This window comes from Variovorax sp. 3319 (assembly GCF_031456585.1).
Taxonomy (GTDB): Bacteria; Pseudomonadota; Gammaproteobacteria; order Burkholderiales; family Burkholderiaceae_C; genus Variovorax; species Variovorax paradoxus_P.
In genome coordinates this window covers 110,776-124,449 of the sequence record NZ_JAVDUZ010000012.1, presented here as the reverse complement: position 1 = coordinate 124,449, position 13,674 = coordinate 110,776, and the positions used below count along the sequence as shown (strand labels likewise).

At 66.1% G+C, this 13,674-nt stretch carries 14 protein-coding genes; 6 read left to right on the top strand and 8 right to left on the bottom strand.

Going from position 1 to position 13,674, the window contains the following annotated elements; translation table 11 throughout:
• Positions 1 to 2: 2 nt before the first annotated feature.
• The 4 genes from panB to J2X67_RS23000 form a co-directional block, all read right to left on the bottom strand.
• A complete protein-coding gene (gene panB / locus J2X67_RS23015; protein WP_309956841.1) occupies positions 3 to 905 on the bottom strand; it encodes a 3-methyl-2-oxobutanoate hydroxymethyltransferase in 903 nt (300 codons plus the stop codon).
• 73 nt (positions 906 to 978) lie between these two features.
• The gene (nadB, locus tag J2X67_RS23010; protein ID WP_309956839.1) at positions 979 to 2,562 is read right to left on the bottom strand and encodes an L-aspartate oxidase; all 1,584 of its coding nucleotides are present in this window, start codon (positions 2,560 to 2,562) and stop codon (positions 979 to 981) included.
• Positions 2,563 to 2,594: 32 nt separating this feature from the next.
• The gene (locus tag J2X67_RS23005; protein WP_157615343.1) at positions 2,595 to 3,431 is read right to left on the bottom strand and encodes a ScpA family protein; all 837 of its coding nucleotides are present in this window, start codon (positions 3,429 to 3,431) and stop codon (positions 2,595 to 2,597) included.
• Between the two features lie 70 nt (positions 3,432 to 3,501).
• Positions 3,502 to 3,708: a DUF3460 family protein gene (locus J2X67_RS23000; RefSeq protein ID WP_126748409.1), complete on the bottom strand. Its 207-nt coding sequence runs from the start codon at positions 3,706 to 3,708 to the stop codon at positions 3,502 to 3,504.
• Between the two features lie 39 nt (positions 3,709 to 3,747).
• On the opposite strand from J2X67_RS23000, the gene J2X67_RS22995 reads away from it, so the two are divergent.
• Positions 3,748 to 4,251, top strand: a complete 504-nt coding sequence (locus J2X67_RS22995) for an outer membrane protein assembly factor BamE (protein WP_309956835.1) — start codon at positions 3,748 to 3,750, stop codon at positions 4,249 to 4,251.
• A 3-nt stretch (positions 4,252 to 4,254) separates the two neighbouring features.
• Here the strand turns inward: J2X67_RS22995 and J2X67_RS22990 are convergent, their stop codons facing one another.
• The 3 genes from J2X67_RS22990 to metG are packed head-to-tail and all read right to left on the bottom strand — an operon-like array spanning position 4,255 to position 8,301.
• Positions 4,255 to 5,931, bottom strand: a complete 1,677-nt coding sequence (locus J2X67_RS22990; protein WP_309956833.1) for a SulP family inorganic anion transporter — start codon at positions 5,929 to 5,931, stop codon at positions 4,255 to 4,257.
• A gap of 56 nt (positions 5,932 to 5,987) precedes the next feature.
• Positions 5,988 to 6,185: a hypothetical protein gene (locus J2X67_RS22985; RefSeq protein ID WP_309956831.1), complete on the bottom strand. Its 198-nt coding sequence runs from the start codon at positions 6,183 to 6,185 to the stop codon at positions 5,988 to 5,990.
• Positions 6,186 to 6,204: 19 nt separating this feature from the next.
• A complete protein-coding gene (metG, locus tag J2X67_RS22980) occupies positions 6,205 to 8,301 on the bottom strand; it encodes a methionine--tRNA ligase (RefSeq protein WP_309956829.1) in 2,097 nt (698 codons plus the stop codon).
• A 300-nt stretch (positions 8,302 to 8,601) separates the two neighbouring features.
• Between metG and J2X67_RS22975 the strand changes: the two genes are divergently transcribed.
• The 5 genes from J2X67_RS22975 to J2X67_RS22955 all read left to right on the top strand — a co-directional run bounded on the left by J2X67_RS22975 (position 8,602) and on the right by J2X67_RS22955 (position 12,388).
• Positions 8,602 to 9,633 (top strand): isocitrate/isopropylmalate family dehydrogenase, encoded by a 1,032-nt coding sequence (locus J2X67_RS22975; RefSeq protein ID WP_309956827.1) that lies wholly within the window; start codon positions 8,602 to 8,604, stop codon positions 9,631 to 9,633.
• Positions 9,634 to 9,657: 24 nt separating this feature from the next.
• Positions 9,658 to 10,392, top strand: coding sequence for a phosphodiester glycosidase family protein (locus tag J2X67_RS22970; RefSeq protein ID WP_309956825.1), 735 nt, complete (start codon positions 9,658 to 9,660; stop codon positions 10,390 to 10,392).
• Between the two features lie 43 nt (positions 10,393 to 10,435).
• Positions 10,436 to 11,122 carry a YceH family protein gene (locus tag J2X67_RS22965; RefSeq protein WP_309956823.1) on the top strand — a complete coding sequence of 229 codons (687 nt, stop codon included), beginning with the start codon at positions 10,436 to 10,438 and terminating at the stop codon, positions 11,120 to 11,122.
• Between the two features lie 109 nt (positions 11,123 to 11,231).
• Positions 11,232 to 11,543 carry a hypothetical protein gene (locus J2X67_RS22960; protein ID WP_126748418.1) on the top strand — a complete coding sequence of 104 codons (312 nt, stop codon included), beginning with the start codon at positions 11,232 to 11,234 and terminating at the stop codon, positions 11,541 to 11,543.
• Entirely contained in the window at positions 11,438 to 12,388 is a 951-nt protein-coding gene (locus tag J2X67_RS22955) for a phytanoyl-CoA dioxygenase family protein (protein WP_309957009.1), read from the top strand. Before J2X67_RS22960 ends, J2X67_RS22955 begins: the two co-directional genes overlap by 106 nt.
• 6 nt (positions 12,389 to 12,394) lie before the next feature.
• Here the strand turns inward: J2X67_RS22955 and J2X67_RS22950 are convergent, their stop codons facing one another.
• Positions 12,395 to 13,588, bottom strand: coding sequence for a patatin-like phospholipase family protein (locus tag J2X67_RS22950; protein ID WP_309956821.1), 1,194 nt, complete (start codon positions 13,586 to 13,588; stop codon positions 12,395 to 12,397).
• Between the last annotated feature and the right edge of the window lie 86 nt (positions 13,589 to 13,674).

Below are 13,674 nucleotides of genomic sequence, written 5' to 3'. Positions count from 1 at the left end.
CCTTACCAGGCGTGCAGTCGGTCGTCGGGAAAGCTGCCGTCCTTCACGGCACGCACGTAGGCTTCGAGAGCCTGCGCGATGCTCGGGGAATCGGCCATGAAGTTGCGCACGAACTTCGGCATCTTGCCGAGGTTGATGCCCAGCATGTCGTGCAACACCAGCACCTGGCCGGCGGTGCCCTTGCCCGCGCCGATGCCAATGGTGGCGCAGTGCTGCAGTTCAACGGTGAGCTCGGCGGCCAGCGCGGCGGGCACCATTTCGAGCACCAGCATCGTGGCGCCGGCATCCTGCAACGCGTGCGCATGCTGCTTCAGCAGTGCGCCGGCTGCATCGCCCTTGCCCTGCACCCGGTAGCCGCCCAGTGCATGCACGGTCTGCGGCGTCAGCCCCAGGTGTGCGCACACCGGAATGCCCCGCTCGACCAGAAAGCGCACCGTCTCCGTCGTCCAGCCGCCGCCTTCGAGCTTGACCATGTGCGCACCCGCCTGCATCAGCACAGTGGCGCTGCGCAATGCCTGCTCGCGCGATTCCTGGTAGCTGCCGAAGGGGAGGTCGGCAATCAGCCAGGCCGTGCCCTGCACGCGGCGCAGGCCCCGCGACACGCTGTCGGTGTGATAGCGCATGGTGTCAAGGCTCACGCCCACTGTGCTGTTCAGGCCCTGGCAGACCATGCCCAGCGAATCGCCCACCAACAGGCAGTCGACACCCGCCGCATCGGCCATGGCTGCAAAGGTGGCATCGTAGGCAGTGAGCATCGAGATTTTCTCGCCGCGCGCATGCATGTCGGCCAGGCGCGGCAGGCTCACGGGCTTGCGCGATGCGGGCGGCGAGGCCGGGGGCAGCGTGCCGTAGGGCGTGGCGGTCGCCGGCGTTTCGGACGAAGGGGGTGTGGCGGTGGTCAACATGGTTGGGTTTCTCCCTGCGGGCGTCGGTGGCCGGGCATCCTTGAGTGAAGAAAAGTTGAAAAGGGGTGGGCGGTCAGTGCCCTGGCGGCGTCAGAACCGTGGGTGCGGTGGGCTCGGCAAGCGACGGATAGTCCCGGCTGAAATGCAGGCCGCGGCTTTCATGGCGGGCCTGCGCCGAGCGCACGATGAGTTCGGCCACCTGCACCAGGTTGCGCAGTTCGAGCAGGTCGCGCGTCACGTGAAAATGGGCGTAGAACTCGTGGATTTCGGCCTGCAACAGCGCAATGCGATGGCTTGCGCGTTCCAGCCGCTTGTTGGTGCGCACGATGCCCACGTAGTCCCACATGAAGCGCCGAAGCTCTTCCCAGTTGTGGGAAATGACCACCGCCTCGTCGGCATCGGTCACGCGGCTGTCGTCCCAATGCGGCAACGCAATGCCGCTGCGCCCCGGGGTCGCCGCAATTGCGCCCGCCGCGGCGCGCGCGAACACCATGCACTCGACCAGCGAGTTGCTCGCCAGGCGATTCGCGCCGTGCAGGCCCGTGCAGGCGGTTTCGCCAATGGCGTAGAGGCCCGGCACGTCGGTGCGGCCTGCCAGATCGCTCAGCACGCCGCCGCAGGTGTAGTGCGCGGCCGGCACCACGGGAATGGGCTCGCGCGTGATGTCGATGCCCAGCTCGGCGCAGCGCGCAAGGATGTTGGGAAAGTGCTCGTTCAGGAAGGCTGGGCTCTGGTGCGAGATGTCCAGGTACACGCAGTCGAGCCCGTGCTTCTTCATCTCGAAGTCGATGGCGCGCGCCACCACGTCGCGCGGCGCAAGCTCGGCGCGCTCGTCGTGCTGGGGCATGAAGCGTGTGCCTCCCGCCGACTGGGGCAGCCTCAGCAGCCCGCCCTCACCGCGCACAGCCTCGCTGATGAGGAACGACTTGGCGTGCGGGTGGTACAGGCAGGTGGGGTGGAACTGGATGAACTCCATGTTCGACACCCGGCAGCCTGCGCGCCAGGCGGCCGCGATGCCGTCGCCCGTGGCCGTATCGGGGTTGGTGGTGTACAGGTAGACCTTGCCCGCGCCGCCCGTCGCCAGGATGGTGTGCGGCGCACGAAAGCTCAGCACCTCGTCGGTTTCGTCGTCCAGCGCGTACAGGCCCAGGCAGGCCGGATCGTCCAGGCCCAGCTTGGGCCCGGTGATCAGGTCGACCAGCGTGTGATGCTCGAAGAGGGTGATGTTGGGCGTGCGGCGCACGCGCTCGATCAGCGTCTGCTGCACGGCTGCGCCGGTGGCGTCCGTCACATGCACGATGCGGCGCTGGCTGTGGCCGCCTTCGCGCGTCAGGTGCAGCCCGCCGTCGGCTTCGGCGGAAAACGGCACGCCCAGTTCGCGTAGCCACTCGATGGCCGTAGGCGCATGCTCCACAACGAAGCGCGTGGCGTCGGGGTCGCAAAGCCCGGCGCCCGCCACGAGCGTGTCTTGCACGTGGGCATCGAAGCTGTCGCCTGCAGCCAGCACGGCGGCAATGCCGCCTTGCGCCCAGGCGCTCGAGCCGTCGTTGAGTGCGCGCTTGGTCAGCACCGCCACCCGGTGCGCGGGGGCCAGGTGCAGCGCCGCCGAGAGGCCTGCAAGGCCGCTGCCGACGATGAGAACGTCGAAGTCGCGCACGGCGGAATTCACAGGTGCGAGAGCCGGCAAGGTCAGGCCGGCGAGTACGCCAGCCGGACGTAGATGGGCGCGAAGGCCTCGGCCTGCGTGATGTCGATCAGTGTTTCTTTCGCAAGCTCGAGCATTGCGATGAAGGTGACGATCAGCACCGGCGCACCGCGCGACACGTCGAACAGCTTTTCGAACTCGACGAAGCGCTGCCCCTGCAGGTGCCGCAGCACGATGCTCATGTGCTCGCGCACGTTGAGCTCTTCGCGCGAGATCTTGTGGTGCTGCACGAGCTTGGCGCGCTTCATGATGTCGGCCCACGCGTCGCGCAGCTCGACCACGTTCACGTCCGGGAAGCGGGGCTTGAGCGATTGCTCGATGTAGACCTGCCCCTTCCAGAAGTCGCGCCCGTAGGTCGGCATGGCGCTGATGGCGGCCGCCTGCAGCTTGGTCTGCTCGTATTCGAGCAGGCGGCGCACCAGCTCTGCGCGGGGGTCTTCGGCCTCTTCACCGTCGGCTACCTTCTTGGGCGGCAGCAGCATGCGCGACTTGATCTCGATCAGCATCGCGGCCATCAGCAGGTACTCGGCCGCGAGTTCCAGGTTGGTCTGGCGAATCTCGTCGACGTAGCTCAGGTATTGCCGCGTGAGCCCCGCCATCGGGATGTCGAGAATGTTGAAGTTCTGCTTCCTGATGAGGTACAGCAGCAAGTCGAGCGGGCCTTCGAAGGCCTCCAGAAAAACCTGCAGCGCCTCGGGCGGGATGTACAGGTCCTTCGGCATCGCGAACAACGGCTCGCCATAGAGCCTGGCAAGCGCGACCTGGTCGACCACGTCGGGCATGCTGGCCACGAGCGTGTCGTTGTCCTCGTTGTCCTTCATCGGGCGCTTGCTATCATTTCAATAGCTGCAGGCGCGATGAGGGCCAACGATGGATGCCGGCTGGGCACCATTACTTGCTTTGGGTCTGGTAGACGTACGGCTGCTGCGGCACGCGGGCTTCGCTGTATTCCTCGAGCAGGCTGCGGTCGAGGTGTTTGTCCCACAGCAGGGCCCGGCCGGCGCGCTGTTCGGCTTCCAGCGTCGGCTTCTTTTCTTTCATCTCCTCGATGAAGCTGGTGATCTCGGAGGTGTAGTGGGGGCGGCGGAAGATGGACATAGACTGGACCTTTGTAGCGCGAATTTTACCGGGGATGGCATGAAGCGACGACAACAGTGGCGGATCGGCACGGCAGCGGCCTTGCTGGCGGTGTTCATGGGGCTTGCGGGATGCGACCCGCAGCGCATCGGCGAACTGGAAGAAGGCGTGTCCACCGAGGCCGATGTGCGCGCCCGGTTCGGCGAGCCCGAGAACATCTGGGACGTGCCCAACGGCCGCGTGCTCGAGTACAACCGCCAGCCGCAGGGCCAGAAAAACTACATGATCACCATCGGCGCCGACGGCAAGATGAGCGCGCTGCGCCAGGTGCTCACGCCTGAGAACTTTGCCAGGGTGCAGCCCGGCATGATGATGGAAGACCTGCGCAAGCTGCTCGGCAAGCCCGCCAAGGTCACGCCCTATGCGCTCAAGCGCGAAACCGAATGGGAATGGCGCTGGGTGCAGCCGCCCAATTCGCCCATGGTGTTTACCGCCACGCTCAACGACGACCAGCGTGTGGTGCGCAGCGGCTCCTCGCCCGACAGGGGCACCGAGGCGAACTGAGAACTAGCCTTCGGCGTCGTGCAGCCGGCCGCTCGTCAGCTCATCGGCAAAGCCCGAACGCACTATCACCTCCAGCGGCTGCGGCTGCAGCGACTCCAGGCGCAGCAGCCCGTCGCGCGCCAGCACTGCGCGATGCAATTGCCGCAGCGCATCGACCCCGGTCGCGTCCAGGTAGATGAGGTGGGTGGCATCGAGCACCACCGTCATGCCGCGCGGCGCGCTCTCGGCCGCGTTCACTGCCTCATCGAGCTTGGCTGCCGCGCCGAAGAACAGCGCCCCGTACAGCCGGTAGGTGAGCACCGGCGGCTGCATCGTGACCAACTCGACGCTGAAAAGCCCGCTCATGCGCCGGATGAATAGCGCGCAGGCCAGCACGATGCCCACCTGCACCGCCACCGTCAGGTCGAAAACGACGGTGAGAAAAAAAGTGCCGAGCATCAGCAACCGGTAGTGGCGGCTGAAGTGCCGCAGCTGCCCGGGCGTGAACTCGCGCCATTCGCCCATATTCAGCCCCACGAACACCAGAATGCCCGCCAGCACCGCGAGCGGCACGTGGCGCGCGAGCGGCGCCGCCAGCAGCACGACCACCATCAGCGTGGCCGCATGCACGATGCCCGCAATGGGCGAGTTGCCGCCCGAGCGGATGTTGGTCACCGTGCGCGCAATGGTGCCGGTGGCCGGCATGCCGCCGAAGAACGGCGTCACCAGGTTGGCAATGCCTTGCGCCATCAGTTCCTGGTTCGGGTCATGGCGCGGCTGCCCGCTGACCTGGTCGGCCACCCGGGCGCACAGCAGCGATTCGATGGCACCCAGCAGCGCAATGGTGAGCGTGGGCGTAACCAGCTGCTTGACCGTTTCCCACGAGAAATCGGGCAGCGCAAAGGTTGGCAAGCCCTCGGGAATGCCGCCGAAGCGCGTGCCGATGGTCTCTACCGGCAGGTCGAAGCCCCACGACACCAGCGTGAGCGTGACCAGCGCGACGATGGGCCCCGGCATGCGTGCGCCCACCTGCACCGCGCGCGTTCGCGCCAGGCGGCCTGCCAATCGTTGAACCGCATGCCCTATCTTCGACTCGCCCTGCAGCAGCATCGGCCAGATGACCAGGCCGATCACGCAGGCCAGCCCCAGCGCGAATGCATAGGGATTGAAGGTGCCGATCTGCAGCGCCATGGCGTGCAGCTGCGAGAACACATCGGCGGGCATCTTCTCCACCGTGAGCCCGAGCAGGTCCTTGAGCTGCGACAGGAGAATGAGCACCGCAATGCCGTTGGTGAACCCGACCACTATCGACAGCGGCACGAAGCGCACCAGCCGCCCCAACCCGAACAGCCCCGCCGCGAACAGCAGCACCCCGGCGCAGGCGGTCGATATCAGCAGGTTGGCAAGGCCGTAGCGTTCGACGATGCCGTAGACGATCACGATGAAAGCGCCGGCCGGCCCGCCGATCTGCACCGCCGAACCGCCCAGGAGCGAGATCAGGAAGCCCGCGATGATCGCCGTCCAGATGCCCGCTTCGGGCTTGAGCCCGGACGCAATGGCAAATGCCATGGCCAGCGGCAGTGCCACGATGCCGACGGTGGCGCCCGCGCCCAGGTCCTTGAAGAAGCGTCCGCGGTCGTAGCCCGCCATCGCGTCCAGCAGACGCGGGCGAAAGCGGGTGATGTTCAGCGGTGACTGCATGGGGCACCCATTGTGTACCCCGCGCCGGCGTGGCCGGCCCACTGCCAGGCAGTCGGTCAGTCGCTGTCGGGAATCACCGCATCGGCCGCCGCACCCACGGCCTTGCCGGTGATGCGCGCAGTGCCGATGGCGGCATCCGCTGCCAGGCCCACCGCGCTGGCGCCCACGGTCACGGCGGTACCCGCCACGGTTACCACCGCGCAGCCGCTCAGCATGGCCGCGAATGACAGCAGAAGGATGGTGCGCTTCAGCATGGTGCGGTCCTCTCGAAAATCAGCGTACCCGCATGCCGGGCGTGGCGCCTGGCCAGGGTTCGAGCACATGAATGCCGGGGTTGGTTTTTTCGTCGGCATGGCTGGCGGCCAGCACCATGCCTTCGCTGATGCCGAACTTCATCTTGCGCGGCGCCAGGTTGGCGACCAGCACGGTGAGCTTGCCCACAAGCTGCTCCGGCTGGTAGGCCGATGCGATGCCGCTGAACACGTTGCGTGTCTTTTCTTCGCCCGCATCGAGCGTCAGGCGCAGCAGCTTGGTCGAGCCCTCGACCTTCTCGCAGGCCAAGATCTTTGCAATGCGCAGGTCGATCTTCGCGAAATCGTCGATGGTGATGGTGGGTGCAATGGCCTCGCCGCCCGGCAGCGCGCCGGCCGGGGCTTCCGCGGCGGCTGCCGCCACCGGCTCGGGCGCATCGAACAGCTTGTCGACCATCTTTGCGTCGGCGCGCTGCATCAGGTGCTTGTATTCGCCGATGGCATGGCCAACCGGCAGCGCCTGCGCGGCATCAGCCCATGCAAGCGGCGCAATCTTGAGGAAGGCCTCGACGTTGGCCGCGAGCGCCGGCAGCACCGGCTTCAGGTACAGCGTGAGCAGGCGGAAAGCCTCGATGCAGACCGTGCACACGTCGTGCAGCCGCGCCTCCTGGCCTTCTTTCTTGGCGAGTTCCCAGGGCTTGTTCTGGTCGACGTACTCGTTCACCTTGTCGGCCAGCGCCATCACTTCGCGCAGCGCGCGGGCGTAGTCGCGGCCGTCGTACAGCGAATGCAGCTGCGGCGCGGCGTCGCGCAGCGCAAACAGCAGCGCGTCGCCGTCGGCGGAAATTTCGCCCAGCTTGCCGCCGAAGCGCTTGCCGATGAAGCCCGCCGCGCGGCTCGCGATGTTGATGTACTTGCCGACCAGGTCGCTGTTGACGCGCGCCACGAAGTCCTCGGGGTTGAAGTCGATGTCTTCGTTGCGTCCGTTGAGCTTGGCCGCGATGTAGTAGCGCAGCCATTCGGGATCGAGCCCGATGGAAAGGTATTTGAGCGGGTCGATGCCGGTGCCGCGGCTCTTGCTCATCTTCTCGCCGCTCACCGTCAGGTGGCCGTGCACGTACACCGCGTCGGGCGCCTTGCGGCCGCTGAAATGCAGCATCGCGGGCCAGAAGAGGGTGTGGAAGGTGATGATGTCCTTGCCGATGAAGTGCACCTGCTCCAGGTCGGGGTCGGCCATGTACTCGGTGTACGAGATGCCGTCGCCGCCAAGTTCGATGCAGCGCTTGTCCAGCAGGTTCTTCAGCGAGGCGAGGTAACCCACGGGTGCGTCGAGCCACACGTAGAAGTACTTGCCTGGTGCATCCGGAATCTCGATGCCGAAGTACGGCGCGTCGCGGCTGATGTCCCAGTCGCCCAGGCCACCCTTGCCCTCGTCGTCCTTGTAGAGCCACTCGCGGATCTTGTTCTGCACCTCGGACTGCACATGGCCGGGGGCGGCGGTCCAGTCCTTCAGGTAGGCCTCGCAGCGCGGGTCGGAGAGCTTGAAGAAGAAGTGCTCGGAACTGCGCAGTTCGGGCTTGGCGCCCGACAGGGCCGAGTAGGGGTTGATCAGCTCGGTGGGCGCGTACACGGCGCCGCACACCTCGCAGTTGTCGCCGTACTGGTCCTTGGCGTGGCAGTTGGGGCACTCGCCCTTGATGAAGCGGTCGGCCAGGAACATGCCCTTGGCCGGGTCGTAGAACTGCTCGACGCTCTTGGTGCTGATGAAACCGTTGGCCCGCAGGTCGCGGTAGATGTCCTGCGCGAGCTGGTGGTTCTCGGGCGCATCGGTCGAGTGCCAGTTGTCGAACGAGATGTAGTAGCCGTCCAGATACGGCTTGCGGCCTGCCGCGATTTCGGCCACGAAGGCCTGCGGCGTCACGCCGGCCTTGTCGGCTGCAATGGTGATGGCTGCGCCGTGCGCGTCGTCGGCGCACACGAAGTTGACCTCGGCGCCATTCATTCGCTGGTTCCGCACCCAGATGTCGGCCTGGATGTATTCCATCATGTGGCCGATATGGAACTTGCCGTTGGCATACGGCAGGGCGGTGGTAACGAAGAGCTTGCGCGGGGCGGACATCGGGGAGGGCGCTTTCGGGAGTGGCGAGAACTTGCTGGGCGCGGCCAGGGGCCGCTTCCGGGAACCGGGCATTTTAGGTGGCTGCTCCGCACCCTGCCGAATGCCCCCGATCCCACCGTCCGCGCTTGCCGGAATTACCCGGTGACCGGGCCTACCGCTTTGCCGGTGCGTGCCGAGTGACCCGAAAGCCGGCGGGGTGTCTCCGGCGCGACGTATGCTCCATCCCGCGCATTTCGCCAACGCTCCCCCTGATATGGCGAAGAGATATACAAGATAGATACACAGAAAGCGAGTTTTCCGATGACCACCCCCATTCCCGCAACCCTGATCCCCGGCGATGGCATCGGCCCCGAAATCGTCGACGCCACATTGGCTGCCTTCGACGCGCTGAAGGCTCCCTTCGAGTGGGACCGCCAGATTGCCGGCCTCGGCGGCGTCAAGGCCTCGGGCGACCCGCTGCCGCAGGCCACGCTGGACAGCATCCGCCGCACCCGCCTGGCCCTGAAGGGCCCGCTCGAAACGCCGTCGGGCGGGGGCTACCGCTCGTCGAACGTGCGCCTGCGCGAAGAATTCCAGCTCTACGCCAACCTGCGGCCCGCCCGCACCATTGTTCCGGGCGGCCGTTTCGACAAGATCGACCTGATGGTCGTGCGCGAAAACCTCGAGGGCCTCTACATCGGCCACGAGCACTATGTGCGCATCGACGGCGATCCGCACGCCGTGGGCATGGCCACCGGCATCAACACGCGCCAGGGGTGCCTTCGCCTGCTCGAATACGCATTCGAAACCGCCATTGCCACCGGCCGCAAGAAGGTCACGCTGGTCCACAAGGCCAACATCATGAAGGTGCTGACCGGCCTCTTCCTGGAGACGGGCCTCGATCTTTACGAGAAAAAGTACAAGGGCAAGTTCGAGCTCGACTCGATCATCGTCGACGCCTGCGCAATGAAGCTCGTGCTCAACCCATGGCAGTTCGACATGCTGGTGACGACCAACCTGTTCGGCGACATCCTCTCCGACCTGGTGGCCGGCCTGGTCGGCGGACTGGGCATGGCACCGGGCGCCAACATTGGCGCTGACGCCGCAATCTTCGAGGCCGTGCACGGCTCCGCGCCCGACATCGCCGGCAAGGGCATCGCCAATCCGACCGCGCTGCTGCTGGCCGCCGCGCTGATGCTTGAGCATGTCAAGCTGCCCGACCTGGCCACGCGCCTGCGCAAGGCCATCGACGACACGCTCAACATCGACAAGGTGCGCACCGGCGACCTCGGCGGCACCGCGAATACGGCGGCCTTTACCAAGGCGCTGGTCAGCCGCATCCAGAACGGCTGAGCGGAGGCGGCTTTCCATTACTTCATGAGAAAGCTGCTGCTCCTGCTGGCACTGTGCGCAGCCGGCGTGGCCAGTGCGGCCGGCATGGCCGCCACGGCAGCCGCTGCGGAAGATCCGCCGCGCTACACCGTCGTCAGGGTCGACCTGCGCACGGAACGGCTCGAGCTGTTCCTGCGCGACGACGCGGGTGTCGAGTTCAAAAGCCTCGACCGCCTTGAGGCCTGGCTTGCCGCGCGCAACCGCCAGCTGTTGTTTGCAATGAATGCCGGCATGTACCACGCCGATTTTTCACCTGTCGGCCTGCTCGTGCAGGAGGGGCGCGAGGTTTCGCCGCTCAACCTCTCGGCAGGCACGGGCAACTTCTTTCTCAAGCCGAACGGCGTGTTCCTGGTGTCCGATGCGGGGCCTCGCGTGGTCGAATCGTCGGAGTATCCGGCGCTGTCGAAGAAAGGCGTTCGGCTGGCGACCCAATCGGGTCCGCTGCTGCTGCGCCACGGCGCGGTGCACCCCGCCTTTATTCCCAATTCGGATTCACGCAAGATCCGCAATGGCGTGGGCGTGTCGGGCCACACGGCAATTTTCGTGATCAGCGAGCAACCGGTGAACTTCTACGAGTTTGCGCTGTACTTTCGCGACGTGCTGCATTGCCGCGATGCGCTTTATCTCGACGGCACGGTGTCGGCGCTGTATTCGCTTGCACTGCGGCGCAGCGATGCCACGCGCGAGCTGGGCCCGATATTCGGCGTGACCGCGCCATGAGCCGGCCGTTGGCGCCAACGTTTTCATTGAGAATTTCCGAATCATGACCCTGGCCCTTCCCATTCTTTCGCTCGTCGAAACCCGCGTGCTCGGTGTGCTGGCCGAAAAGCAGCGCACCGTGCCCGACAGCTATCCGCTGACGCTCAATTCGCTCGTATCGGGCTGCAACCAGAAGACCAGCCGCAACCCCGTGCTCGAGCTGAGCGAGTCACAGGTGCAGGCCGCCATCGACAGCCTGAAGGGCTACAGCCTCGTGGCGGAAACCAGCGGCGGCCGCGCGTTTCGCTACGAGCACAACATCGACCGCGTGCTGCGCATTCCATCGCAGTCGGTCATTCTGCTCACCGTGCTGATGCTGCGCGGCCCGCAAACGGCCGGCGAACTGCGCATTGCCTGCGACCGCATGCACAACTTTGCCGACATCTCTTCGGTCGAAGGCTTTCTCGACGAACTCGCGGAACGGCCCGCCGGTGCGCTGGTCGTCAAGCTCGCGCGCCTGCCCGGCGCGCGCGAAAGCCGCTGGGCGCATCTGCTGAGCGGAACGCCGGCCGAAGAGGTCGCCGGACCTGGCGGCGCTTCGAGCGATGGCGCCCATGCATTGCACGACGCGTCGCTGGGCGAGGTTGCGGCACTCAAGGCCAACGTGGCGCGGCTCGAAGCCGAGCTTGCGTCGCTGAAGGCGTTGGTTGGGCGGGTGTGTTCGGAACTCGGGATTTCCGAGGCGGGGTAGCGGATGTGCCGCCAGCAGCAGCCGGTTGTGCGTCGCGGCTGAACTGCGGTATCTTGCGCAGCACATGAAACATACATGCCCGAGTTGCCGCGAGCCGGGAATTGGCGAGTTGGCCAAGCGCTGGTCGAGCCGCGGCGGCCCTGCCACTTGTGAAGCCTGCGGTGCTCTCAGCCATGTGCTGGCAAGCACTTCGAGCGGCATTTGGGCCGCAGGCGTCGTGATTCTCGTGGTGTCGCTGATCGGGGCGCTCGGCCTGCATTCTTCCCTGTTCTTCTTCAGTGGACTGGTGCTCGCCATTGCTTGCAACCTGTGGGCATGGAAGCGTGCAAAGCTGGTGCCGATCTCGAAGGAAAGTGCAGCCCGTGCGACGACCGCGAACTGGTTCGTCACGGGCATCATCGTTCTCTTCGGACTCAATTGACTCAATTGACTCAAGTGCCAGGGCATTCAACTCAGTCGGCGAACGACCCGCGCTCCGAAGCCTTCATCCGCGACGGCTTCCTTCGCATCGACAACGCCTTCTCTCGTGAACTCGCAGAAGATGCCCGCGCGATTCTCTGGCGGGATACCGGATGCAATCTGGACGATCCGTCGACCTGGACCAAGCCCGTTGTCAGGCTCGGCATGTACCCGCAGCGGCCCTTTGTCGAGGCAGCGAACACGCCGCTTCTGCACGATGCCTTCAACCTGCTCGTCGGCCCGGGCCGGTGGCAGCCGTGCCGCAGCATGGGCACCTTTCCCGTGCGCTTTCCCTCGGCCGAAGATCCCGGCGACACAGGCTGGCACATCGACGTGAGCTTCGGGCTTGAGAACCCGGACTTCATGTCGTGGCGCGCGAACGTTCGCTCCAAAGGGCGGGCGCTGCTGATGCTCTTCCTGTTCTCGGATGTGGGCGAGAACGATGCACCCACGCGCATTCGCGCCGGCTCGCATGCCGACATTGCCCGGCTTTTGATGCCCGCCGGCGAGGAGGGCGTGTCGCTCGGCGAACTGGCGCGCAACGGCTTTGCGGAATCCGCCGCGAGGCCCGAGGTGCTGGCGACAGGCGCGGCGGGCACTGTGTACCTGTGCCATCCGTTCCTTGTGCATTCGGCCCAGCCGCACCGCGGCACGCAGCCGCGCTTCATGGCCCAGCCGCCGCTGCTGCCCGCGCAACCGTTTGACCTCGAAGCTCCGCGGAAGACGCGTTGCCCTGTCGAAGAAGCGATCGTGCGGGCGGTGAACGGCCAGCCGGGTTTTCTTGAAAACAGCGATGACGCGCACTGACCTGCGTCAGGCGGCGGCGTCCCACCCGAAAAACCGCAGCACTTCATCCTTCTGCCGCATTGCATCGGCCCGGCCGAGCGCCATCAGCTCGCGCGTGTAGGCCGATTCGAACAGCAGATAGCTCGCAAGCGCGCCGCCCTTTACGTCGGCTGCGACCTTGGAGCCGCCGAGCAGGTGGCGCACCGCACCGGGCAGCGCATCGACATGGCGCGCCGCAATCACGTCGAGCCGCTCCGATGGAGAAATCACCAGCAGATCGAGCGGTCGCAACGAGCTCGACTTGCGCGCTTCTTCAGGAATGAGCCCGAGCGTGTGGTTGATGCGCCGCAGGCGTTCAATGTCCACCGCCAGGGCATCCAGAAAGATGCTCGACAGCGCATGGCCGGCAATCTGCGCCATGGTGGGATAGCCGCTGTAGGTGTTGGGCGCGTCGGTGTCGCGCGGCTCATGCATTCGGCCCGCGCCGATCACCAGGATGCGCTGGGCACCCAGGTGGATTGCCGCCGCAATGGGCGCCGACTGCCGCATCGAGCCGTCGCCGAAGTATTCGGTGTGCCCCTGCATCGGCAGCGCAGTGGCCGGAAACACGAAGGGAATGGCCGACGAGGCCAGCAGGTGCGCGTGGCTGATGCGGTCGCGCACGGAAAGCCGCTGCGATCGCACCCAGGGCTCCATCGGCGCGGCGGCTTCGAAGAAGGTGACGTGCTCTCCCGAGCTGTAGCTCGACGCGGTCACGGCCAGCGCGCGCAGATGGCCTTGCTGCATGAGCTGCGGCAGCCGGTCGAGCGGCACCATGCGGGCCAGCAGGTCGGCCAGCGGCGCGTTGTCGAGCAGTGAGCGCGGCTTGATGCGCATCCAGTTGGCGGCAAAACGCCCCAGCCCGAGCAGCATGCGCCAGCGCGTGCCGCTGCCGAGCACCGAGAGCGAATCGGCGCGGTAGACCTGCCCGGCACGGAAGTCGCGCCAGACCTGCGCAATGTGCGCGACCGCTCCGTCGAAATCGTCGGCGCCGCAAGCCAGCGCGGCGGCATTGATGGCGCCGGCCGAGGTGCCGGTGATCACGGGAAAGGGATTGGGCTGGCCTGCGAAACCGGCGATTCGCCGAATTTGAGAGATGGCTTCGAGCACGCCAACCTGGTAGGCGGCCCGGGCGCCGCCGCCGGTAAGCAGGAGACCGGTGGCGGGGGGTGTCTCGGGCATCTTCTTGTTGCTGTCGTCTGTTGAAAAGGGGCTTGCACTCTGCGTTGCCCCCAAGTGCAGGAAGGCGAAGCCGCATGAAGTGCGCG

Excerpts from the sequence above, each read along its gene's own strand:
- panB (WP_309956841.1), bottom strand. The coding sequence starts at position 905 with ATGTTGACCACCGCCACACCCCCTTCGTCCGAAACGCCGGCGACCGCC.
- J2X67_RS23005 (WP_157615343.1), bottom strand. The coding sequence starts at position 3,431 with ATGAAGGACAACGAGGACAACGACACGCTCGTGGCCAGCATGCCCGAC.
- J2X67_RS23000 (WP_126748409.1), bottom strand. The coding sequence starts at position 3,708 with ATGTCCATCTTCCGCCGCCCCCACTACACCTCCGAGATCACCAGCTTC.
- J2X67_RS22995 (WP_309956835.1), top strand. The coding sequence starts at position 3,748 with ATGAAGCGACGACAACAGTGGCGGATCGGCACGGCAGCGGCCTTGCTG.
- J2X67_RS22990 (WP_309956833.1), bottom strand. The coding sequence starts at position 5,931 with ATGCAGTCACCGCTGAACATCACCCGCTTTCGCCCGCGTCTGCTGGAC.
- J2X67_RS22985 (WP_309956831.1), bottom strand. The coding sequence starts at position 6,185 with ATGCTGAAGCGCACCATCCTTCTGCTGTCATTCGCGGCCATGCTGAGC.
- metG (WP_309956829.1), bottom strand. The coding sequence starts at position 8,301 with ATGTCCGCCCCGCGCAAGCTCTTCGTTACCACCGCCCTGCCGTATGCC.
- J2X67_RS22975 (WP_309956827.1), top strand. The coding sequence starts at position 8,602 with ATGACCACCCCCATTCCCGCAACCCTGATCCCCGGCGATGGCATCGGC.
- J2X67_RS22970 (WP_309956825.1), top strand. The coding sequence starts at position 9,658 with ATGAGAAAGCTGCTGCTCCTGCTGGCACTGTGCGCAGCCGGCGTGGCC.
- J2X67_RS22965 (WP_309956823.1), top strand. The coding sequence starts at position 10,436 with ATGACCCTGGCCCTTCCCATTCTTTCGCTCGTCGAAACCCGCGTGCTC.
- J2X67_RS22955 (WP_309957009.1), top strand. The coding sequence starts at position 11,438 with ATGGAAGCGTGCAAAGCTGGTGCCGATCTCGAAGGAAAGTGCAGCCCG.
- J2X67_RS22950 (WP_309956821.1), bottom strand. The coding sequence starts at position 13,588 with ATGCCCGAGACACCCCCCGCCACCGGTCTCCTGCTTACCGGCGGCGGC.